This is a genomic window from Methylophilaceae bacterium (assembly GCA_018398995.1).
Lineage (GTDB): Bacteria > Pseudomonadota > Gammaproteobacteria > Burkholderiales > Methylophilaceae.
Map to the genome: position 1 here is coordinate 1,726,405 of CP073759.1, position 22,999 is coordinate 1,749,403.

General features: G+C 41.9%; 17 protein-coding genes, 7 tRNA genes, 3 rRNA genes and 1 pseudogene. 24 read left to right on the forward strand and 4 right to left on the reverse strand.

The window, feature by feature from the left end; translation table 11 throughout:
- Positions 1–14 precede the first annotated feature (14 nt).
- The 3 genes from pdxJ to KFB94_08705 are packed head-to-tail and all read left to right on the forward strand — an operon-like array spanning position 15 to position 1,887.
- Entirely contained in the window at positions 15–743 is a 729-nt protein-coding gene (pdxJ, locus tag KFB94_08695; GenBank protein ID QVL45314.1) for a pyridoxine 5'-phosphate synthase, read from the forward strand.
- Positions 740–1,117 carry a holo-ACP synthase gene (locus KFB94_08700; GenBank protein QVL45315.1) on the forward strand — a complete coding sequence of 126 codons (378 nt, stop codon included), beginning with the start codon at positions 740–742 and terminating at the stop codon, positions 1,115–1,117. The genes pdxJ and KFB94_08700 overlap by 4 nt, the downstream gene beginning before the upstream one ends.
- Positions 1,114–1,887 carry a tRNA threonylcarbamoyladenosine dehydratase gene (locus KFB94_08705; GenBank protein ID QVL45316.1) on the forward strand — a complete coding sequence of 258 codons (774 nt, stop codon included), beginning with the start codon at positions 1,114–1,116 and terminating at the stop codon, positions 1,885–1,887. Before KFB94_08700 ends, KFB94_08705 begins: the two co-directional genes overlap by 4 nt.
- 10 nt (positions 1,888–1,897) lie before the next feature.
- Here the strand turns inward: KFB94_08705 and KFB94_08710 are convergent, their stop codons facing one another.
- Entirely contained in the window at positions 1,898–2,164 is a 267-nt protein-coding gene (locus KFB94_08710; protein ID QVL45317.1) for a hypothetical protein, read from the reverse strand.
- 122 nt (positions 2,165–2,286) lie between these two features.
- Between KFB94_08710 and htpG the strand changes: the two genes are divergently transcribed.
- From htpG to KFB94_08760, 10 genes are all read left to right on the forward strand, one after another.
- A complete protein-coding gene (htpG, locus tag KFB94_08715) occupies positions 2,287–4,185 on the forward strand; it encodes a molecular chaperone HtpG (GenBank protein ID QVL45318.1) in 1,899 nt (632 codons plus the stop codon).
- 192 nt (positions 4,186–4,377) lie between these two features.
- Positions 4,378–6,822 carry a glycogen/starch/alpha-glucan phosphorylase gene (locus tag KFB94_08720; GenBank protein ID QVL45319.1) on the forward strand — a complete coding sequence of 815 codons (2,445 nt, stop codon included), beginning with the start codon at positions 4,378–4,380 and terminating at the stop codon, positions 6,820–6,822.
- 115 nt (positions 6,823–6,937) lie between these two features.
- Complete coding sequence (locus KFB94_08725) at positions 6,938–7,657, forward strand: DUF4197 domain-containing protein (protein QVL46645.1); 720 nt, start codon at positions 6,938–6,940, stop codon at positions 7,655–7,657.
- 164 nt (positions 7,658–7,821) lie between these two features.
- Positions 7,822–7,898: transfer RNA gene (locus KFB94_08730), tRNA-Met, on the forward strand.
- Positions 7,899–8,286: 388 nt separating this feature from the next.
- Positions 8,287–9,821 (forward strand): 16S ribosomal RNA (locus KFB94_08735).
- A 111-nt stretch (positions 9,822–9,932) separates the two neighbouring features.
- Positions 9,933–10,009: transfer RNA gene (locus KFB94_08740), tRNA-Ile, on the forward strand.
- 15 nt (positions 10,010–10,024) lie between these two features.
- Positions 10,025–10,100, forward strand: a tRNA-Ala gene (locus KFB94_08745).
- 413 nt (positions 10,101–10,513) lie between these two features.
- Positions 10,514–13,388: ribosomal RNA gene (locus KFB94_08750) — 23S ribosomal RNA — on the forward strand.
- A 201-nt stretch (positions 13,389–13,589) separates the two neighbouring features.
- Positions 13,590–13,703 (forward strand): 5S ribosomal RNA (rrf, locus tag KFB94_08755).
- Together the 16S, 23S and 5S rRNA genes with 3 tRNA genes alongside form the textbook arrangement of a ribosomal RNA operon.
- A gap of 144 nt (positions 13,704–13,847) precedes the next feature.
- Positions 13,848–14,318 carry a hypothetical protein gene (locus KFB94_08760; protein ID QVL45320.1) on the forward strand — a complete coding sequence of 157 codons (471 nt, stop codon included), beginning with the start codon at positions 13,848–13,850 and terminating at the stop codon, positions 14,316–14,318.
- Positions 14,319–14,331: 13 nt separating this feature from the next.
- On the opposite strand, the gene KFB94_08765 is transcribed toward KFB94_08760, so the two are convergent.
- On the reverse strand, positions 14,332–15,180 hold the full coding sequence (locus tag KFB94_08765; GenBank protein QVL45321.1) for a 23S rRNA (adenine(2030)-N(6))-methyltransferase RlmJ: 849 nt from the start codon (positions 15,178–15,180) through the stop codon (positions 14,332–14,334).
- 528 nt (positions 15,181–15,708) lie between these two features.
- On the opposite strand from KFB94_08765, the gene KFB94_08770 reads away from it, so the two are divergent.
- Both KFB94_08770 and KFB94_08775 read left to right on the forward strand, forming a co-directional pair.
- The gene (locus KFB94_08770) at positions 15,709–16,347 is read left to right on the forward strand and encodes a cation transporter (GenBank protein QVL45322.1); all 639 of its coding nucleotides are present in this window, start codon (positions 15,709–15,711) and stop codon (positions 16,345–16,347) included.
- Positions 16,348–16,447: 100 nt separating this feature from the next.
- Positions 16,448–16,627 (forward strand): 4-oxalocrotonate tautomerase family protein, encoded by a 180-nt coding sequence (locus tag KFB94_08775; protein ID QVL45323.1) that lies wholly within the window; start codon positions 16,448–16,450, stop codon positions 16,625–16,627.
- An 11-nt stretch (positions 16,628–16,638) separates the two neighbouring features.
- Here KFB94_08775 and KFB94_08780 read toward each other — a convergent pair.
- Positions 16,639–17,220, reverse strand: a pseudogene (locus KFB94_08780) (ParA family protein).
- 133 nt (positions 17,221–17,353) lie between these two features.
- Positions 17,354–17,587 (reverse strand): hypothetical protein, encoded by a 234-nt coding sequence (locus KFB94_08785; GenBank protein QVL45324.1) that lies wholly within the window; start codon positions 17,585–17,587, stop codon positions 17,354–17,356.
- Positions 17,588–17,768: 181 nt separating this feature from the next.
- Here KFB94_08785 and uvrC point away from each other — a divergent pair, with 181 nt between their 5' ends.
- The 9 genes from uvrC to KFB94_08830 all read left to right on the forward strand — a co-directional run bounded on the left by uvrC (position 17,769) and on the right by KFB94_08830 (position 22,950).
- A complete protein-coding gene (uvrC, locus tag KFB94_08790; GenBank protein QVL45325.1) occupies positions 17,769–19,568 on the forward strand; it encodes an excinuclease ABC subunit UvrC in 1,800 nt (599 codons plus the stop codon).
- A 23-nt stretch (positions 19,569–19,591) separates the two neighbouring features.
- Complete coding sequence (gene pgsA, locus KFB94_08795; GenBank protein QVL45326.1) at positions 19,592–20,179, forward strand: CDP-diacylglycerol--glycerol-3-phosphate 3-phosphatidyltransferase; 588 nt, start codon at positions 19,592–19,594, stop codon at positions 20,177–20,179.
- A 96-nt stretch (positions 20,180–20,275) separates the two neighbouring features.
- Positions 20,276–20,351 (forward strand) — tRNA-Gly (locus KFB94_08800).
- A 78-nt stretch (positions 20,352–20,429) separates the two neighbouring features.
- Positions 20,430–20,503: transfer RNA gene (locus KFB94_08805), tRNA-Cys, on the forward strand.
- A 498-nt stretch (positions 20,504–21,001) separates the two neighbouring features.
- Positions 21,002–21,088 (forward strand) — tRNA-Leu (locus tag KFB94_08810).
- A 163-nt stretch (positions 21,089–21,251) separates the two neighbouring features.
- Entirely contained in the window at positions 21,252–21,911 is a 660-nt protein-coding gene (locus tag KFB94_08815) for an integrase arm-type DNA-binding domain-containing protein (protein QVL45327.1), read from the forward strand.
- A gap of 296 nt (positions 21,912–22,207) precedes the next feature.
- Complete coding sequence (locus tag KFB94_08820) at positions 22,208–22,408, forward strand: EAL domain-containing protein (GenBank protein QVL45328.1); 201 nt, start codon at positions 22,208–22,210, stop codon at positions 22,406–22,408.
- Between the two features lie 170 nt (positions 22,409–22,578).
- A tRNA-Arg gene (locus tag KFB94_08825) sits at positions 22,579–22,654 on the forward strand.
- Positions 22,655–22,686: 32 nt separating this feature from the next.
- Complete coding sequence (locus KFB94_08830; GenBank protein ID QVL45329.1) at positions 22,687–22,950, forward strand: GIY-YIG nuclease family protein; 264 nt, start codon at positions 22,687–22,689, stop codon at positions 22,948–22,950.
- Positions 22,951–22,999: the final 49 nt, after the last annotated feature.

A 22,999-nucleotide genomic window follows, 5' to 3' on the forward strand; every position in this document is an offset into this window, starting at 1 on the left:
TTAGGATTGCATTAATGAAAAAATTAGGCGTCAATATTGATCATGTAGCGACCTTGCGTCAAGCGCGGGGCACAAAGTATCCGAGTGTGATACAAGCCGCTTTACGCGCAGAGCAATCAGGTGCGGATAGCATTACTTTGCATTTGCGTGAAGATAGACGACATATGCAAGATGCGGATATTTTCACGCTAAGACCTTTGCTACAAACAAAAATGAACCTAGAGTGTGCGGTAACCGATGAGATGATTGCGATTGCCCTGCAGGTGGCGCCTGAGGATGTATGTTTAGTACCAGAGCGGCGTGAAGAGCGCACGACGGAAGGTGGTTTAGATGTGATTGCACATTTTGATAAAGTTGCCGCAGCCACCCAAAAGTTGAGTCAAGCAGGTATTCGCGTTTCTTTATTTATTGCACCAGATATTGCGCAAATTGACGCGGCCGATAAAGCGGGAGCGCCTGTGATTGAGTTGCATACAGGTACTTTTGCTGATGCAAAAGATGAGATAACACAATTAGCTGAATTGGCGCGTATCAGAGATGCGCTGAAGCATGCCCTCAGTTTGGGCTTGGTAGTCAATGCGGGGCATGGTTTAAATAACCATAACGTGCATAAAATTGCTGCTTTAGAGGGTATTGATGAGTTGAATATTGGCCACGCAATTGTGGCGCATGCCTTGTTTGTTGGTTGGGATAATGCAGTGCGTGAAATGAAGTCGCTCATTAGAGAAGCCGCTTTTAAATGATTTTTGGTATTGGCACAGACGTTGTTGAAGTCAGTCGAATCGAAGCTTCCATCGAAAAATTTGGTGATGACTTTGCTCAGCGCATTCTTGCTGAAAGTGAGATGCAAAATTATCTGGATTCTCACATTAAACCACGATTTTTAGCCAAACGTTTTGCAGCAAAAGAAGCCTTCTCTAAAGCCCTAGGCACCGGACTGCGAGCGCCTGCAACATTTCAAAATATCGCAATATCACACGATGATCTAGGCAAGCCTATATTGATTTTAGCCCGCCCTTTACAAGACTTTTTAACCACTAAAGCCATTCAACAGATGCACATTAGTATTAGCGATGAGAAAAGCCTAGCAGCTGCATTTGTTGTATTAGAGACATGAGTGAGGCGCCTGATTTAGCACGTCGATTTGCGGGTGCGCGCCGTCTCTATGGCAATGCTGGCTTAAGCAAATTACAGGCAGCGCATGTTATCGTGATTGGCATCGGCGGAGTTGGTTCGTGGGCTGCTGAAGCGTTGGCACGTAATGCGATTGGCAAGATTACCCTCATTGATTTAGATCATATTGCAGAGTCCAATGTGAATCGACAGATTCATGCCTTAGATGACAATATCGGCAAAGCCAAAGTCAGCGCGATGCATGAACGAATTGTGCAAATTAATCCAACTTGCAAAGTGTTCGAGATTGAAGAATTTATGACGCCAACCAATCTCGGCATGTTATTGAAGCCATGTGACGTTATACTAGATTGCACCGATGATGCCAAAGCAAAAATAGCCTTGGCAGATTTCTGTAAGATTAATCAAATCGTTTTGATGATGTCAGGCAGTGCAGGTGGTCGTTTAGATCCAACCCGCATTCAGTTATCTGATATGGCCTTTGTGACTGGTGATAAATTATTGGCTAAGGTGCGCAATCAATTGCGTCGTGATCATGGTTTTCCTAAAGCGAGTAATACAAAAAAATCAGCTAAATTTGGTTTGATGTGTGCTTATTCGGATGAGCCAGTTGTGAAGCCATCGGCCGTGTGTGAAACAAATGAAACTCCACTGTCAGGATTGCATTGCGCTGGATATGGCTCTAGTGTCAGTATTACTGCAACGTTTGGCTTTGTGTTGGCGCAACAAGCAATCAGCCAAATTGTAGCCTAAGCCCGTTGATTTAACGCTTAGCCATTTCAGATTCATACTCTGGAAAATAATGGCTAATCACACTTAAATCAAAGCGCCTTAATATGCTGGTATTCGACTCTCTTGCTAGCAGAAATTCAAAAGAGTGTTCAACTAACGCTGCTGTTGTTTTGTGTTGGCCACACAGGTGACTAGCGTAATCTGCGTTGACGTGTACTTCATGCTCGGTTGTATTGTGGGCGACAACGGTCACCTGAAATGTATGCGAATTGATTGCTTTAACCATGATATTTGCCATTTTTACCTCATCATTTATTGCTTGATTACTTGAAATTTTAACTTTTAGCCCAAGATTTAAGCATAGTCTACAAGGCGTAGCATTCAGTTTAACGAATTAATAAAACGGATAGAAGGAAAAATATGGCAAAAAAACAATCGGAAAAAATGGAGTTTAAAGCAGAGGTTAAACAGTTATTACACCTCATGATTCACTCATTGTATTCCAATAAAGAAATTGTATTACGTGAACTCATCTCAAACGCGTCAGATGCGGCCGATAAGTTGCGTTTTGAGGCGTTGGCTGATAGTAGTCTATATGAAGATGATAGCGATTTGAATATTCGTGTAACCTTTGATAAAAAAGCACGCACGCTCACTATTTCTGACAATGGTATTGGTATGTCACGCGAAGAGGTAGTGAACAACATTGGTACCATTGCAAAATCGGGTACCAAAGAATTCATGACGGCACTCTCTGGCGAGCAGGTAAAAGATGCCAATTTAATCGGACAGTTCGGCGTTGGTTTTTATTCTGCTTTTATCATTGCCGATAAAGTGACCTTAATTACACGTCGCGCTGGTAGCAAAGAAGCTGTTAAGTGGGAGTCGGCTGGAGAAGGTGATTTCACTTTAGACACCATTGAAAAAGCTGGTCGTGGCACTGATGTGATTATGCATTTGCGCAAAGAGGAAGATGAGTTTTTAAATGATTGGAAATTAAAATCGATTGTTCGTAAATACTCCGATCACATTACTTTGCCGATTTTGATGAAAAAATCTGAATGGAAAGACGGTGAAGATGGTGCTGGCGGTGAAATGGTTACAACAGATGAAGATGAAACCGTTAACCAGGCTTCAGCACTTTGGGCGCGTGCTAAAAAAGATATTACGGAAGAAGAGTATCACGATTTCTACAAGCACCTGGCGCATGATATAGACAACCCCTTGGCTTACACACACAATCGGGTAGAGGGTAATCAAGAATATATTTCACTGCTTTATGTGCCATCAAAAGCACCGTTTGATTTATACGACCGCGAGCGTAGCAACGGGATTAAGTTGTATGTGAAACGTGTATTTATCATGGAAGATGCCGACAAGCTGATGCCGCAATATTTACGCTTCGTTCGCGGCGTAATTGATAGTGCAGATTTACCGCTCAATGTTTCGCGTGAATTACTGCAAGACAGCCGCGATGTGGATGCAATTAAAAAAGGCTCTGTGAATAAAGTCTTAGGGTTGCTAGAAGATTTGGCGAAAAATAAACCTGAAGAGTATGCGCAATTCTGGTCGGAGTTTGGTCGTGTCATGAAAGAAGGACCTGGTGAAGATTTTGCGAATAAAGATAAAATTGCAGGATTGCTCAGATTTGCGTCAACGCATCACGACAATGAAACGCAATCGGTTAGTTTTGCTGATTACGTGAGTCGCATGAAAGAAGGTCAAGAAGCGATTTACTACATCACAGCAGATAGCTTCGCAGCAGCACAACATTCACCACACTTAGAAATTTTCCGTAAAAAAGGAATCGAAGTGCTACTGATGTCTGATAAGGTTGATGAATGGATGTTGGGCGGCCTAACAGAGTTTGACGGCAAGAAATTACAATCCATTGCCAAAGGTGATTTAGATTTAGGTAAGTTGGAGGATGCGTCTGAAAAAGAAGCACAAAAGAAAGTAGAAGAGGAATCTAAAGACTTGATTGAGCGCATTAAACAAGCCTTAGGTGAAGAGGTGAAAGAGGTGCGTGTTACCCATCGCTTAACTGACTCACCAGCTTGTTTGGTTGCGGGAGAGCATGATTTGTCGGGTAACTTAGCGCGTATGCTCAAAGCCGCTGGACAAAAAGCGCCAGAATCGAAACCAGTGTTAGAAGTCAACCCATCACATCGTTTGGTTGAAAAGCTTAAAGCTGAAAAAGATGACGCGAAGTTTAACGATTATACGCGCGTATTATTTGATCAAGCATTACTTGCCGAAGGCGGCCAGTTAAACGATCCTGCTAGCTTTGTTCGTAGAATTAATGCGTTGTTAGTCTAATTCATCGTAATGGGCATAGCCCTTGTATTTACAATACTAGGTATTTAAAATACAAGGGCTTTTTCATATTTTCAACACAAATTTAATGTAAATTGTAGGTAGATTTACATCATGCAAACGTAAAGCATCCAATAGTTGGCGTGATACTTGCTAAATTTATTTATTGTCACTCAATTGCTGAATAGGAATCTCATGTCAAAACTGCCCTCCATCAAACAAGCATTAAGCAATCATCTTGTTTTTTCATCGTTTAAAACTGAAGAGACAGCCACGCCCAGAGACTGGTATGACGCAGCCGCACACACAGTGCGCGATCATGTCGTAGAGCGTTGGGTTAAAACAGCGGCTGCTTATAATGATGAGGATCCAAAACGTATTTACTATCTCTCATTAGAGTTTCTAATTGGGCGCATGATGAGCAATGCTGCACTAAATTTGGGCGTTAGTGAAGCGCTTGATAAAGGATTAAAGTCGCTAGGGCACAGTTTAGAAGAAGCAGTAGAAATGGAGCACGATGCGGCTTTAGGCAATGGCGGTTTGGGACGATTGGCTGCATGCTTCTTAGACTCCATGGCGACAATGGATATACCCGCAACAGGCTATGGTATTCGCTATGAGTATGGCATGTTTAAGCAAACGCTAGAGCATGGGCAGCAGGTGGAAAATCCAGACAATTGGTTGCGTTATCACAATATATGGGAGTTTCAACGACCAGAATCAGCCTATACCATTAAGTTTTATGGAAAAGTTGTCCACACCAATACAGAAGATGGTTCACACAGTTATTGGGTAGATGAGCAGCATGTAGTGGCTATGGCTTACGATGTGCCTGTACCCGGTTATGGTACCGATACTGTCAACAATCTGAGATTGTGGTCAGCAAAAGCAAAAGAGGAATTTGACTTAGGTCTGTTTAACCAAGGTAATTATGAGCAATCAGTCGAAGCACGAAATGACTCAGAAACAATCTCTAAAGTGCTTTACCCAAATGATGCTTCCGCTTCTGGACGAGAGCTAAGATTAAAACAGCAGTATTTTTTTGTTTCTGCTTCAATTCAAGATATTTTGCGCCGATTATTAGCGACACGTGAAATCAAAAGTAAACGGGATTGGAGTGTTTTGCCTGATAAAGTGGCGATTCAGTTAAATGATACACATCCTTCAATTGGTGTCGCTGAGATGATGTACCAGCTGGTTGATTTGCATGGCTTAGACTGGCATTTTGCTTGGGGGTTGGTGCAAAAAGTATTTGCTTATACCAATCACACATTAATGCCAGAGGCCCTTGAAACGTGGTCATTAGAGTTGTTTGGACGTTTGCTCCCGCGCCATTTAGAAATTATTTACCGCATTAACCATGAGTTTTTACAAATGGTTAATCATCAATTTCCAGGAGATACTGCCCTATTGCAACGTGTTTCTATTATTGATGAAGCAAATGGTAAACGTATCCGTATGGCGCATTTGGCTGTGATTGGCAGCCATACAGTCAATGGTGTTGCTGCCTTGCATAGTGAGTTGCTTAAAACAACCCTGTTTGCCGATTTTCACAAAATTTATCCGAAGAAATTAACGAATGTCACCAATGGCATTACCCCGCGACGTTGGTTAAACCAAGCTAACCCTGGATTGACAGCACTGATTACCAAAGCCATTAGTACAGGTTTTCAAAAAGAGTTAAGTAAGCTGATTGCATTGGTTCCCTTGGCAGATGATAAAGATTTTCGCAAAGCATTCAGAGCTGTAAAAAAACAAAATAAACAGCGATTGGCAAATAAAATTGAATCGCTTACAGGAGTTAAATTACATGTAGATGCTTTATTTGATGTGCAAATTAAACGCATCCACGAATACAAACGACAACTACTGAACGTATTACATATCATCACCATATATAACCGCATTCGCAAGGGTGAGGCGAATAATATGACCCCGCGGGCTGTTATTTTTGGAGGCAAAGCTGCGCCAGGATATTGGATGGCAAAACAAATTATTCGTCTGATTAATGACGTTGCTGAGGTAATCAATAATGATCCTGCGGTTGGTGATAAGCTTAAAGTGGTTTTCTACCCAAATTATGAGGTGTCGGCTGCAGAATTATTATTTCCCGGTAGTGATTTGTCGGAACAAATATCAACAGCAGGCACAGAAGCCAGTGGTACTGGTAATATGAAAATGGCACTCAATGGCGCACTCACTATTGGAACTTTGGATGGTGCAAATGTGGAAATTAAAGAAGAAGTTGGTGACGACAATATCTTTATATTTGGGCTAACAACACCTGAAGTGGCCGCTACCAAAGCCAATGGATACAATCCATGGGATTACTATCATGCTAACCCAGACTTAAAAGAGGTGTTAGACATGATTGCGAGTGGCTATTTTTCGGTAGAAGAGCCCAGTCGCTATCAAGGCATCTTTGATAATTTAATGAAAAATGGTGATCACTATTTGCTACTAGCTGATTATGCAAGCTATATTGCTAAACAAGATGAAGTATCAGATGTTTATAAAGATCAAGAGGAGTGGTCTCGTCGTGCTGTATTAAATGTGGCGCGCGTGGCTAAGTTTTCTAGCGATAGAACGATTGGTGAATATGCCGAGAACATATGGAATGTAAAATCCTTTAAAATCTGATCCATTGCTCTATGAGCTAAAATAATAAACAGTAAACTGCGTTAATAATGCATTGTATATAACCTTTGAGGAGTGCTAGATGAAAAGAGTGATTTTATTTCTAGTCTTGGCATCAATGGGCTGCCAAGCCAATGCCTGGAGTTTGAAAGACTTTGCATCTATTGCAACAGAGACAGTAAAAAGTAACCCGAATAAAGTCAGTAATAATGCCAACATAAACTCACTAACAAACACCGAAATGAACAGCGGGTTAAAAACAGCATTAAATCAGGGCGTAGAGAAGGTGGTGAGTAGTCTAGGTGTTGCCAATGGCTTTTTTGGTAACCCAGATGTCAAAATTCCACTGCCTAACTCGCTTAAAAAAATTGAGAGAGGGTTGAAGTTAATTGGTATGGGAGATCAGACGGATGCTTTGATTTTGAAAATGAATCGTGCTGCAGAAGATGCCGCGCCGCAAGCAAAAACGTTATTAATTGATTCGGTGAAGCAAATGAGTTTGGCTGACGCAAAAGCCATTTTAACTGGCCCAGAAGATGCTGCAACGCAATATTTAAAAAGAACAACATCTACCAAGATGGCCGAAAAATTTTTACCAATTGTCAAAAATGCGACATCTAAAGTTCAGCTTGCACAGACGTATAATCAATATGCTGCGCTGGGTAGTCAATTCGGTGTAGTCAATCAAGAGTATGCAAACATTAAGCAATATGTCACTAATAAAGCGCTCGATGGTCTGTATTTAATGATTGCAAAAGAAGAGGCTGCCATTCGCAAAGACCCCATTGGGCAGGCAAGCAACATTCTCAAAAAAGTATTTGGCGCAGTAGCTAAGTAATTTTAAATTGGTTTTAATCCCTAAGTCCTTAATGGCTCAGGGATTTTTAATTTCATGCATCAGCTTCTTATTAATGGCCTACATAAAATTGCAAAACTACATTGACAATCAGCTTCAAACCTTGCTATAATCTCATCTCTCGGCGCTACATATGTCGATTCGGACGCGGGATGGAGCAGTCTGGCAGCTCGTCGGGCTCATAACCCGAAGGTCACAGGTTCAAATCCTGTTCCCGCAACCAACTTAATTAAAGTGGTTAAGTTTCCGAAAATAAGCATTGACTGAGTTTAAAAGCCCTGTACAATGCGCACCTCGTTAACGCAAAGCGATTAACGTTTATGCCGAAAGGCACTGTTCTTTAACAATCAGAATGACTGATAAGTGTGGGTGTTTGTGGCTGAGGTATAGCCATTATATTTTCGGATATGATGGACTCAAGATACAAATGCTTACACTTAAATTTATGACAAGTATGTAATGACCATTGGTTAGCAATAACTGATGGGTACAAGACACACCTTGGAAATGAATTTGAGTTTTTATAGAGAGTAATCTTTATAGATATAAAAGCAAAAGCGAAATACCACCTTGCCTGTAAAAGGGTGAGGAATAAGTAATAGTTGTGAATTAAACTGAAGAGTTTGATCATGGCTCAGATTGAACGCTGGCGGAATGCTTTACACATGCAAGTCGAACGATGAACCTTAGCTTGCTAAGGGGATTAGTGGCGGACGGGTGAGTAATATATCGGAACGTATCCATTAATGGGGGATAACTAACCGAAAGGTTGGCTAATACCGCATACGCCCTGAGGGGGAAAGCTGGGGATCTTCGGACCTGGCGTTAATGGGGCGGCCGATACCTGATTAGCTAGTTGGTGGGGTAAAGGCCTACCAAGGCGACGATCAGTAGCTGGTCTGAGAGGACGACCAGCCACACTGGGACTGAGACACGGCCCAGACTCCTACGGGAGGCAGCAGTGGGGAATTTTGGACAATGGGGGCAACCCTGATCCAGCCATTCCGCGTGAGTGAAGAAGGCCTTCGGGTTGTAAAGCTCTTTCGCAAGGGAAGAAAAGATGCGAGTGAATAGCTTGTGTTGATGACGGTACCTTGATAAGAAGCACCGGCTAACTACGTGCCAGCAGCCGCGGTAATACGTAGGGTGCAAGCGTTAATCGGAATTACTGGGCGTAAAGCGTGCGCAGGCTGTTTGGCAAGTCAGATGTGAAATCCCCGAGCTCAACTTGGGAACTGCGTTTGAAACTGCCAGACTAGAATAGGTCAGAGGGGGTAGAATTCCACGTGTAGCAGTGAAATGCGTAGAGATGTGGAGGAATACCAATGGCGAAGGCAGCCCCCTGGGATCATATTGACGCTCATGCACGAAAGCGTGGGGAGCGAACAGGATTAGATACCCTGGTAGTCCACGCCCTAAACGATGTCAACTAGTTGTTGGTGGAGTAAAATCCATGAGTAACGTAGCTAACGCGTGAAGTTGACCGCCTGGGGAGTACGGTCGCAAGATTAAAACTCAAATGAATTGACGGGGGCCCGCACAAGCGGTGGATTATGTGGATTAATTCGATGCAACGCGAAAAACCTTACCTGGCCTTGACATGTACGGAACTTTCCAGAGATGGATTGGTGCCTTCGGGAACCGTAACACAGGTGCTGCATGGCTGTCGTCAGCTCGTGTCGTGAGATGTTGGGTTAAGTCCCGCAACGAGCGCAACCCTTGCCAATAATTGCCATCATTTAGTTGGGCACTTTATTGGGACTGCCGGTGACAAACCGGAGGAAGGTGGGGATGACGTCAAGTCCTCATGGCCCTTATGGCCAGGGCTTCACACGTAATACAATGGTCGGTACAGAGGGTTGCCAAGCCGCGAGGTGGAGCCAATCCCAGAAAGCCGATCGTAGTCCGGATTGTTCTCTGCAACTCGAGAGCATGAAGTCGGAATCGCTAGTAATCGCGGATCAGAATGTCGCGGTGAATACGTTCCCGGGCCTTGTACACACCGCCCGTCACACCATGGGAGTGGGTTTTACCAGAAGTAGGTAGTCTAACCGCAAGGGGGACGCTTACCACGGTAGTATTCATGACTGGGGTGAAGTCGTAACAAGGTAGCCGTATCGGAAGGTGCGGCTGGATCACCTCCTTTCTAGAGAAATGTGCCTAGGTTGCAAGCATTCACACTTATCAGTCGTTCAGATATAGCAATATCAAAGATTGGCCAAAACATTAGCGGACACGCTAATTGAACCTTTAATTAGGGTCTGTAGCTCAGCTGGTTAGAGCACTGTGTTGATAACGCAGGGGTCGATGGTTCGAGTCCATCCAGACCCACCAGATATCGCCTTACATGGGGGATTAGCTCAGCTGGGAGAGCACCTGCTTTGCAAGCAGGGGGTCAACGGTTCGATCCCGTTATCCTCCACCAAAAGCCATGGAAGGTGTAAAGATCTTTGATAAGTAAAACCTAGAAGCAAGTCTTGTGAGGGTATTGAGTTCACAATATTTGCTTCTAGCTTTTAGCTAGCGTGTTCTTTAACAAAATGGAAGAAGTAAAGAGAGTATAGAAGTTGTGATGACTTTTATATTCAAATGGGTAATATTATCTTAGTCGGATAATATTATTGATTGCAAAATCGAAAATCATTTTGCTTTGTTGTGTTTAATTGAATGTAAAGTTTGATTAAAGGCAAATGAAGTTGAAATAACAAACCATTCATTATTTTAATAACCTTGGAATAATGAAGAAGTTGCTTTAGAAAACCTATAATTGTGTCTCATGCACAAAGATTTGAATGAGGGAGTAATTCCGAAGAAGGCGTTCAGGTTTTAACGTTATAGGGTCAAGTGAATAAGTGCATATGGTGGATGCCTTGGCGATTACAGGCGATGAAGGACGTGATAATCTGCGAAAAGCTTCGGGGAGCTGATAAATAAGCTTTGATCCGGAGATGTCCGAATGGGGAAACCCACCCGCAAGGGTAACCGCTCCTGAATATATAGGGAGATGGTGGCAAACCGAGTGAACTGAAACATCTAAGTAGCTCGAGGAAAAGAAATCAACCGAGATTCCGTAAGTAGTGGCGAGCGAACGCGGAACAGCCTGTTATTTTTAGCACATGCGATAGTAGAACGGAATGGAAAGTCCGGCCATAGAGGGTGATAGCCCCTTATACGAAATCCCGTGTGTGGAACTAGGATAACGACAAGTAGGGCGGGGCACGAGAAACCTTGTCTGAACATGGGGGACCATCCTCCAAGGCTAAATACTCGTAATCGACCGATAGTGAACTAGTACCGTGAGGGAAAGGCGAAAAGAACCCCGGGAGGGGAGTGAAATAGATCCTGAAACCGTATGCATACAAACAGTGGGAGCGGACTTGTTCCGTGACTGCGTACCTTTGTATAATGGGTCAGCGACTTACATTCAGTAGCAAGCTTAACCGATAGGGGAGGCGTAGCGAAAGCGAGTCCGAATAGGGCGTTCAGTTGCTGGGTGTAGACCCGAAACCAAGTGATCTATCCATGGCCAGGATGAAGGTGCCGTAACAGGTACTGGAGGTCCGAACCCACAAATGTTGAAAAATTTGGGGATGAGCTGTGGATAGGGGTGAAAGGCTAAACAAACTTGGAGATAGCTGGTTCTCTCCGAAAACTATTTAGGTAGTGCCTCGTATATCATTCTCGGGGTAGAGCACTGTTATGGCTAGGGGGTGCATAAGTACTTACCAAACCATTGCAAACTCCGAATACCGAGAAATGCAATTACGGGAGACAGACTGCGGGTGCTAACGTCCGTAGTCAAGAGGAAACAACCCAGACCGACAGCTAAGGTCCCAAATGACGTGCTAAGTGGAAAACGAAGTGGGAAGGCACAGACAGCCAGGAGGTTGGCTTAGAAGCAGCCATCCTTTAAAGAAAGCGTAATAGCTCACTGGTCGAGTCGTCCTGCGCGGAAGATGTAACGGGGCTAAGCACGTAACCGAAGCTTCGGATACTAATTTATTAGTATGGTAGGAGAGCGTTCTGTAGGCCTGCGAAGGTGTTCTGTGAGGGATGCTGGAGGTATCAGAAGTGCGAATGCTGACATGAGTAGCGATAAAGGGGGTGAAAAGCCCCTCGCCGAAAGCCCAAGGTTTCCTGCGCAACGTTCATCGGCGCAGGGTGAGTCGGCCCCTAAGGTGAGGCAGAGATGCGTAGCTGATGGGAAACAGGTTAATATTCCTGTACCTCTATACAATGCGATGTGGGGACGGAGAAGGTTAGGTCAGCCGGGTGTTGGATGTCCCGGTTCAAGCGAGTAGGTTGGTTCTTTAGGCAAATCCGGAGAGCTAAGACCGAGACGTGATAACGAGTGTACTTTGTACATGAAGTGATTGATACCATGCTTCCAAGAAAAGCCACTAAGCTTCAGTTGTATAAGACCGTACCGCAAACCGACACAGGTGGGCAGGATGAGAATTCTAAGGCGCTTGAGAGAACTCTAGAGAAGGAACTCGGCAAAATAACACCGTAACTTCGGGAGAAGGTGTGCCCCGGTAGTGTGTAGCGATTTACTCGTGAAGCACGATGGGGTTGCAGTGAAAAGGTGGCTGCGACTGTTTAATAAAAACATAGCACTGTGCTAACACGAAAGTGGACGTATACGGTGTGACGCCTGCCCGGTGCTGGAAGATTAAATGATGGGGTGCAAGCTCTTGATTGAAGTCCCAGTAAACGGCGGCCGTAACTATAACGGTCCTAAGGTAGCGAAATTCCTTGTCGGGTAAGTTCCGACCCGCACGAATGGCGTAACGATGGCCACACTGTCTCCTCTAGGGACTCAGCGAAGTTGAAGTGGTTGTGAAGATGCAATCTACCCGCGGCTAGACGGAAAGACCCCATGAACCTTTACTGTAGCTTTACATTGGACTTTGACAAGATTTGTGTAGGATAGGTGGGAGACGTTGAGATAGGGACGCTAGTTCTTATGGAGTCATCCTTGAAATACCACCCTGATGTTGTTGAGGTTCTAACCTAGGTCCATAATCTGGATCGGGGACCGTGTATGGTGGGCAGTTTGACTGGGGCGGTCTCCTCCCAAAGAGTAACGGAGGAGTGCGAAGGTAACCTAGGTACGGTCGGAAATCGTACTGATAGTGCAATGGCATAAGGTTGCTTGACTGCGAGACGGACAGGTCGAGCAGGTGCGAAAGCAGGTCATAGTGATCCGGTGGTTCTGTATGGAAGGGCCATCGCTCAACGGATAAAAGGTACTCTGGGGATAACAGGCTGATTCCTCCCAAGAGTTCATATCGACGGGGAGTTTGGCACCTCGATGTCGGCTCATCACATCCTGGGGCTGTAGCCGGTCCCAAGGGTATGGCTGTTCGCCATTTAAAGTGGTACGTGAGCTGGGTTTAAAACGTCGTGAGACAGTTTGGTCCCTATCTGCCGTGGGCGCTGGAAATTTGAAGGGACCTGCTCCTAGTACGAGAGGACCGGAGTGGACGCATCTCTGGTGGACCGGTTATCACGCCAGTGGTATCGCCGGGTAGCTAAATGCGGAAGAGATAAACGCTGAAAGCATCTAAGCGTGAAACTCGCCTTAAGATGAGATTTCCTGGGGGTTTAACCCCTAAAGAGTCGTTCGAGACCAGGACGTTGATAGGTCAGGTGTGGAAGCGCTGTAAGGCGTGAAGCTAACTGATACTAATTGCTCGTGAGGCTTGATCCTATAACCTTAAGACTTGAAGATAGTGAATATCTTTTAGGAAGAGGTTGGTTCTAAAGTGACCAAAAAACGAAATAAACAATCAAAGCCCATTACTTTATATAAAATCTGTAACAGATTATATAAAGCATCTTTACTTCTTCCAATTTGTTAAAGGCTGTTAGATAAACTGATGTTTATAACAGCGTTACATTACCGTTTATGCTTGGTGGCAATAGCGGTTTGGACCCACCCCTTCCCATCTCGAACAGGGCCGTGAAACGAACCTGCGCCAATGATAGTATGCTCTTCGCATGCGAAAGTAGGTCACCGCCAAGCTCTTATTTAAAAAAAGCCTCACTATCTAGTGAGGCTTTTTTATTTTATGTAAACATTGTTTGTGATATAAAATAATTACCAAGAGAAGTTGTGTTTATTGATTGATATCGTTATAGTCAATTAACCTTTTCATAGAAATATAATATGCGTGATGTTCTTTTATTGATTTTTTATTTATTTGGTTTGAATGTATATGCGGAAACTGTCCAAGCTGCTTGTTCCTCGTTCTGTAATCAACCTTTGAAGCATGGCAAGACGGATCCAATCCTACAAAAAGGCAAGGATGGCCACTTTCTTGTAATGGGAAAGCCAACTGATATTTTAGTTCGCGGTGAAGTCGATTCTGAACTAACGAGAGGTGAGTCAGAGGCAGTCCTAAAACAAGGTGTGTTGGATAGTAAACTTGTATTCGGAAAAGAGACTAAACAACTTGAACGTGGTCAGCCAGATTTATCGTTAAAACGGGGAAATAGAGATCAGCCATTAGTCTTCGGAAAGCAGGATGATACATTGGCTTTTAGTTATAAAAATACTGTGTTATCGAGTGATCGCTCATTTCATCCATTACGCTTTGGCAGAGAAAGCAATCAATTAATTTTTTGTCATGAAAAATAAAAGTTTCAGCTGTTTAGGCAATTGAAAAATCCAGCTGCGTAGTTACTGTTTCATCTTGCGCTAACAATTGGGATAAATAAGGCAACGTTTTCTCCATCGATTTTGGTAAGGTCCATGGAGGATTGATGATATATAAGCCACTGCCAAACATGCCTAAGCCACTATTTGCTGGCTTTGATACCTGCATTGATACATTGAGCCAATTGCTTACATTTAATTGATTTAATGCTGTAATCATTTGGCTTGATTCTGGTCGTTGCAACATTGGGTACCAGATAATATAGGTGCCAGTTGCAAAGCGTTTTAGACTATCTTGTAAACAACTAACAACACGTTCATAGTCCTCTTTTTTTTCATAGGGTGGGTCTATGATAATGATGCCGCGTTTTGTAGAAGGCGGTAAGCTACTCTTAATGCCTTTAAACCCATCTAATAATTCAATTTTAGTTTGTTTTACCTTGGGTTTGTCAAAGTTTGCTAATAGTGTTTGAAATTCATTGGGATGTAATTCAAATAGGCGTAATTGGTCGTTTGGTCTGAGGTAGTATTCAGCAATTTTGGGTGAGCCAGGATATAAAGTTAAGAATTTTTCTCTATTAAAAGAGTTTACCATTGTCATAAAATTTGACAGCACTTCTGGCAAGGACTGTTCCGCTAATAATCGATTAATGCCAGACTGAAACTCTTTATTTTTTTGTGAATATTCACTTTGCAATGCATAAATGCCTGCGCCTGCGTGACTGTCAATTACACAATATGGCTTCTCTTTCTGATTGAAATATTCAAGCACTAAGCTAAAGGTATAGTGTTTCAGTATATCGGCATGGTTGCCAGCATGAAAGGCGTGTCGGTAACTGAGCATAAGGTTAACTTTATTAAATAAACAGGCTATTCGTTATTATAAATGACTATAAGTCATCATAATCTACAGTAATAGGTTATTTAGATTGATGTAGTCAAGCCTCAAAATTAAAAAGAATGGTTAAATGAAAAAAATATATATGCTATATACTCTCAATAGCTTTCGCTTTTTGTGCAGCTATTTCATATGCTGACCACCATCAGCACACGGAACCAGAACAATATGAGATAAAAGCAGACGCCAGTGATGATGACAGGGTGAGTGATGAAGAGTTTAAAACGGAACGTAAGAATCCTATGTAAAAAAATAAACCTTGAGACTCAATGGTGATGGTTTTATTGGTAGGAATGAAAAAAGCGGCAAAAGGGCATTGGAAGCAATATCACAAAAACATGAAAAAACCCTAGAAAAATGGCTAATGATGAAGCTAACAACTAGAGGAATATCAACCTATTCAATAATAAAAAAACAGTGCGAATGCGCTGTTTTTTTATTGGTCTTTTTTATAGCATGCGTTAGCATGTCGGTATGAACAATACATCTTCTTCTCAATTGAAAAATCCTTTTGTTATTCCTTTTATTATCATTTTGATATTTGCGCTTATTGAGTTTTTTGGCGGAATATGGACACAGTCATTGGCATTGCTGGGCGATGCATGGCATATGTTTTCTGATGCATTCGCACTTGGGTTGGCTATGTTTGCATCCCATCGCGTTGCTCAAGCAAGCGGAGGTAATCAAAAAGTTGAGATCACCGTTTCTATTATTAATACTATATTAATCTCAGCTGTTATTATTTGGATTGTGCTTGAGGCAATTGAACGAATGAGCTATCCGCGCCAAGTAACTGGAGGTTATGTGATGGGTATTGCTTTTATTGGTTTGGTGATCAATGTTATTGTTGCACTCCAATTGCATCATCATGATGGAGAAAAGGGCTTGAATCATCAAGCAGCATTTTTACATGTTATTGGTGATTTATTGGGTTCTGTTGCCGCCTTGGCGGCAGGTTTGATAATTTACCTAACAGGCTGGTTATTAATTGACCCTATTCTTTCGATATTTATTTCATTATTGTTGTTGTTTGGCGTGTTTAATTTGATTAAAAATATTTGGTTTGTTGTTAATGGCAAAGTAATCTCTGCCAGTCATGACCATCATCATTAATAAGTCTTTAACAATGGTGATGAAGTTTCTATCGATTGCTATCATTCATGTGAAAAAATGATTCAAATGATTCAGAGTTAACCTTTAAAAGGAGAGAAAAATGCCGTTTGTTAATGTAAAGCTTGCTGGTAAAGTGACTAAACAACAAAAACAGGAAATTGCAAAAGAAATTACAGAAACACTCGTTAAACATGCGCACAAGCCTGCCAATTATACTTATATTGTATTTGAAGAAGTTGAAACAGAAGATTGGGCAATTGGTGGTCAGTTGCTTGGTTAGTGTTGGTTTAATTATTGATGTTGCTCAATTTTTATTATCCACTCGAGTAATGGCATCCACTCAGTTGGATCTTTTTTAGTTTTGTACAAAGGCATGTCAAAGAGGTTCATGCGGCTGCTCAGCGGTGTGTGCATCAATTGGCGCATTGCATAAGTTGCCAATGACAGGGGATCTGCTTGCTGCTATATATTGAGCAAGATTATCTGCCGATTTTGTGCGTGAAGTAACACGCATACCAAGATTAGCAACAAATGTTCGACCTTGGCATACGGCTTTTTATGTTTTAAAAGCGCAATGAATGTTTGAGTCGCATCAATATCATAAGAGGGTGTGCATTGGTACGATAATCCAATCGACATCTTTCACTGCATTACTTAACCTGTCACCTCTACTGCCAGCAAATGAGTCAATAATCACAATATCGACATTTTTCTTTTTATTAATAGCGCAGAAGCTATCTGCAGTTATGATTGTTGGAAGTGTTTCTGGGCGCCGACTTAACCAGTTTTAGATGACTGTAGGTTGTCCAAGTCTAATAGGCATACTTTCCTGCCTTTGCAAGCGAAGTTACCAGCAAGATTAGTAGAAAGCATTGTGTATCCACTACCACCTATTGGATTTGCTATTAAGATTTTTTCATCTTCTATTCTCAGTTGTTAAATGGATGGCATCTTAATGTTGTGAGTTAAGCAATGTTGTGATTTAAGCAAAGAAATAAATAGGTTTTTATTTCTTCTTTCCCTTCTCTTCTTTAGCCCGTATCGAGGCTAACTTTGCTTTCCATTCTTCTAACTGTTCATCTTCAAGTTCTAATTGAATTGCAAGCGCCTCATCTTCAGTCAGCTTATCTTTGGCTAATCGTTTTGGCAATTTTCCAGACATTCTTGATAGCAAACGCTCTTTTTGTGCCTCATCTAGCGTTTTAACTTGTGCTTTATAATCTACTTTTTTTAAAGTCATGTAATCTCCCCTGAGCATGTTTATACCGCGTAATATAAACGATTGCCAGTAAAATTATCGTGACATTTTTATGACAGCATACATGAACGCCACGGTAATCCAGTGTCAAAATATGTTAACACTGAAGGTATTATCAAGGTTAAGCTGCAATAGTATTAAGGTTAGCTGTTAAAATAAAAAGATGTTTGATCCAAAACCAACTCTAAAAACTTTGCCCAATTTGCCAGGCGTTTATCGCATGAAAAATGCGGATGACATTGTCATTTATGTGGGTAAAGCTAAAAATATTAAAAAACGTGTTTCAAGCTACTTTAATAAAAATCTGTCAAGTCCAAGAACGCGCATGATGGTATCCCAAATTGCTGGTATTGAAACGACAGTGACGCGTACAGAAGCTGAGGCATTGTTATTAGAGAATAACTTAATTAAAAGCATGATGCCACGTTATAACGTGTTGTTTCGAGATGATAAATCCTATCCATATATAGCACTGACAGGCGATGATTTTTCACGACTCGCTTTTCATCGCGGGGCGCAACGAAAAAATACACAATACTTTGGACCATTTCCAAATAGTGTTGCAGTCAGAGAAAGTATTCAGCTTTTACAAAAAGTTTTTAAGTTGCGTACTTGTGAGAATTCAGTTTTTGCTAATCGCTCTCGTCCTTGTTTGCAGCACCAAATTGCGCGTTGTACTGCCCCATGCGTAGGCTATATTAGTCAAGAAGCTTATCGCCACGATGTACATCATGCCGCGATGTTTCTGCAAGGAAAAACAAGCGAAGTTTTAGATGACTTAGGTGATAAGATGAACGCTGCTGCCTTAAATCAAGAATATGAACTGGCTGCTACATTTCGAGATCGTATGCAGGCATTACGACAAGTACAAGCAAAACAGTTTGTCAGTGATTTTAGTGTGGCTGATGCTGATGTGATTGCCTGCGCCAATTTACAAAGTCAACACTGTATTAATCTGGTCATGATACGTGGTGGAAGGCATTTGGGTGATAAAAGTTTTTTCCCAAAAAATAGTCAAGATGCTGAGCTAAGTGAAACCGTAGAAGCGTTCTTAACGCAACACTATATGGCACAAAACACACCGCCATTGTTGGTATGTGGTGCTGAGATAGATGCTATTGGATTTGAAGCAGTATTAAGTGAGCAGGCGGGTCGAAAAATCAGAATCGTCACGCATGCAATTGGTGATAAAAAGGTATGGCTAAAAATGGCGCAAACCAATGCCGAGTTGGCACTTGGACAACGTGCCGCAACTTCTGCAAATCAGGCGGCAAAATTGATTGCTTTGCGCGATGCATTGCACTTGTCTGACACTGTTGAACGTATTGAATGTTTTGATATTAGTCACACGATGGGCGAGGCAACTGTTGGTAGCTGTGTCGTTTTTGACAAAGGTGATATGCAAAATAGTGAGTATCGACGATATAACGTAACTGGTATTACACCAGGCGATGATTATGCCGCAATGCGAGATGTATTAACACGCCGTTATAGAAAAGTGGCAGCTGGCGATGGTGTTCGACCAGATTTGGTTTTCATTGATGGCGGAAAAGGTCAGCTTGGGGTGGCGGTTGAGGTGATGCAAGAAGTTGGGCTACCAGATATTTTATTAGTAGGCATTGCAAAAGGCGAAGAACGCAAACCCGGTTTGGAAACGATGATTTTTTCAGATACGGGCGAAATGTTAAATTTGCAACAAGATAATCAAGGTTTACATTTGTTGCAGCAAATTCGCGATGAAGCCCATCGTTTTGCCATCACTGGACACCGTGCTAAGCGCGCTAAGGCTAGAATAACCTCAAGCTTGGAAGATATAGGTGGTGTTGGGGCAAAACGGCGTAAAGCACTATTAACGCGCTTTGGTGGATTAGAAGGTGTAAAAAATGCTAGCATAGATGAACTAACACAGGTTGATGGCATTAGCCCTGCGTTAGCAGAAAAAGTTTATGCACAGTTTCATTAATATGATGAGAAGAATGATTGATTATGTTTTGGAATATACCCAATATTTTAACGTTGCTTAGAATTGCCCTTATCCCTGTCTTTGTTGGCATTTTCTATTTGCCACATAATCTATTCGCTTTAGATGTTCAGCCCACACACGCGCTAAATGTGCTTGCTGCAAGTGTATTTGGATTGGCTGCTCTTACTGATTGGTTAGATGGCTATTGGGCTAGAAAATATAATCAAACCAGTGCATTCGGCGCCTTTTTAGATCCTGTGGCTGATAAACTCATGGTGGCTGCAGCATTAATCGTATTGGTAGAGTTTGATCGCGTTGGTGCAGTCGTCTCACTGATTATTATTGGTCGAGAAATTGCGATTAGTGCACTGCGTGAATGGATGGCATCTATAGGTAAAAGAAGCAATGTTGCAGTTGCTATGATAGGTAAAATAAAAACAGTAGCACAAATGATCGCTATTTTATTATTGCTATACTTTGATGATATTGGTCGCTTTGATACGGCATTGCTTGGTACGTTGCTTATCTATGTGGCAGCATTTTTAACGTTAGTATCAATGGCTTATTATTTGAAAGCAGCTTGGCCAATTATTAAAGAGTCGTATAAGTAGAACGTCACAGAGAAAAAAGTCTAAGAACATTTAAAAAAACCTTAAATTCTGGCTTGACAACCATGCTAAAGTCGCTAAAATACGCACCTTCTTAACGCGGGAATAGCTCAGCTGGTAGAGCGCAACCTTGCCAAGGTTGAGGTCGCGAGTTCGAGCCTCGTTTCCCGCTCCAGTATTAAGAAAACGGGGATTTTTAGCTAACGCTGATATCCCCGTTTTAGTTTTAATAGTAGTAAATGCCTGTTTCAAAGGCGCGATAGCAAAGCGGTTATGCCGTGGCCTGCAAAGCCATTTAGGCCGGTTCGACTCCGGCTCGCGCCTCCATTAAATTATCAAATGCATTAATAACTTCCCGCAAAAATAGTTTAATCATTATCCGATGTGCACCTGACCTCCGTGTACCTGTTCCTACATTCTTGATTGTCATTTATTGTTAATACCATGTTGTTTTGTGGTGTTAGTTTGGTTAGTATTATCGAAAACGCAGATCAGGACTGAATAATAAGCTTGCCGGCAATCGCCAGAATAAAGCGACATTATTAATGCTAATCATAAAATTAAACTTAATACCACCATATAAAATGTGGTGACTGATTAAAGTTTAATGATGTTAACGCTGCGATGTGAACTAGTTTAACAATAAAAATAGAAAAGGGGACTTTAGTCTCCTTGTCTATTTGCCTATCATCAAGCTATTATTTTTTGATGAACAGTGTTAAAAAACCTAAATTTTGGCTTATAAAATAATCTGTAAGGTGCTAGAATACCCTCCGCGCTAATCAAGACAGCGTTCAACTTCAAGTCCGCAAGGACTAATCACCCGCCCGGGTGGTGAAATTGGTAGACACAAGGGACTTAAAATCCCTCGACTTTGCGGTCGTGCCGGTTCGATTCCGGCCCCGGGCACCAATTAATAGTTTATTGATGTATCAAATCGCATCAAAATCAATAAATTTCAATTGGTTATGCACAATCTGTTGAATCAGATGGTCGCATATCACATCTTGACATACCGTCATAATTGACGGTATTTTAGACGGTATCTGATATTTGGTCGTTTGGAGATACCGTCATGGCATTAACTGACATTGTAGTTAGAACCGTTAAGCCCAAAGACAAGCCATATGAGTTAACCGATGGTGACGGTATGTACCTTCTTGTTACGGCTACTGGTAAGTATTGGCGTTTTCATTATCGCTTTCTAACGAAGCGTAAAACTCTTGCAATTGGGGTATATCCAACTATTAGTCTTGCTGATGCACGAGAGCGAAGAAGCGAGGCTCGTAAGTCTCTTGCTAACAATATAGACCCCTCAGAATCAAAAGTTACTGCTCGCAAGGAAGCTATTCGCAACTCCTCTATTACATTTGAGTTGGTCGCACGTGAGTGGCATCAAAAAAATACCGTCAAATGGTCAGCTAAAAATACCGTCAGAACCCTCAGTCTGTTCGAGCGAGCAATCTTCCCTCATATTGGAAAAATACCAATAGCAGATATAAAACCATCCGACCTATTGCAGACAATAAAGCTAATTGAACAGCGTGGAAATATTCAAACTGCACATCGCGCCATGATGAATTGTGGCCAAGTATTCCGTTATGCGATGGCTACTGATAGGGCATCCACAGATATTAGCTTTGTTCTTAGAGGTTCTCTAACTCCAATAGTCGAAAAGCATCACGCAAGTATTCAAGACCCAAAAAAAAATAGGATTTCTTTTAAGAGATATTGATAATTACGATGGTTTATTCGTGACTAAATGTGCTTTGAAGCTTGCACCATTGTTATTTGTACGACCTGGCGAATTGAGGCAAGCTTAATGGTCTGAGTTTAATTTGGATGATGATGAATGGAGAATTCCAGGGCATAAGATGAAGATGAAGATGAAGATGAAGACTCTTCATATTGTTCCTCTTGCAAGCCAAGCATTAGAGATATTAAAAGAATTAAAAAATCATACTGGACACCTTAAATATCTATTTCCTGGATTGAGGGCCAGTGATAGGCCAATGAGTGAGAATACAGTAAATGCCGCACAAGCTAGGCTTAAAAGTGGTTGCTGAAGGAATAGAAACTGCAGAGCAACAAGATTTATTAATTGCAGTTGGCTGCGACTATGGGCAAGGTTACTATTTTTCACGACCTGTAACCTCGGAGGCACTCGAAGCACTCTGTATTCAACAAAATTTACCAACAAACAATCTACATCCGATCGGCGCAAAAAAGTAAAAATATCATGTGCGTGGCTCAGTAATAAACTATCAAACTTTGAACAATAACACTGTCTTTTCAGCAAAATCCACGCATGCATCTAATATTAGTTAAGCATAGCTATGTTAAAATCATGTGGTTTATTATCCATTAAAAGTAATCAATTCAGCATATAAATGTCAATCTCCGCCCCTGTAGCTCAGTGGATAGAGCATCCCCCTCCTAAGGGGAGGGTCACACGTTCGATTCGTGTCAGGGGCACCAATAAGGTGTCAATATAATCATTAAGATTGAGAATGTTAGCAAACACTAAGCCTTGGTTTTTGTACTTAATAGAGTGCGAAGATGGTAGCATTTACACCGGAATTACCGTTGATGTTGATAAGCGTTATGCGCTACATTCGGCTGGTAAAGGTGCGAAATATACCCGTTCTCATCCACCCAAGCGTTTGCTTAAAGTATTTGAATTTGCCAATCGTTCCGAGGCATCTAAAGCGGAGTGGGTGATTAAACAGCTATCAGCGAATGACAAACGCGCGCTCACAGAAACAATGGCATAAAATGTGCATGTTTTAATGTTGTTGATATCGATAGTTGGTTCTAATATGA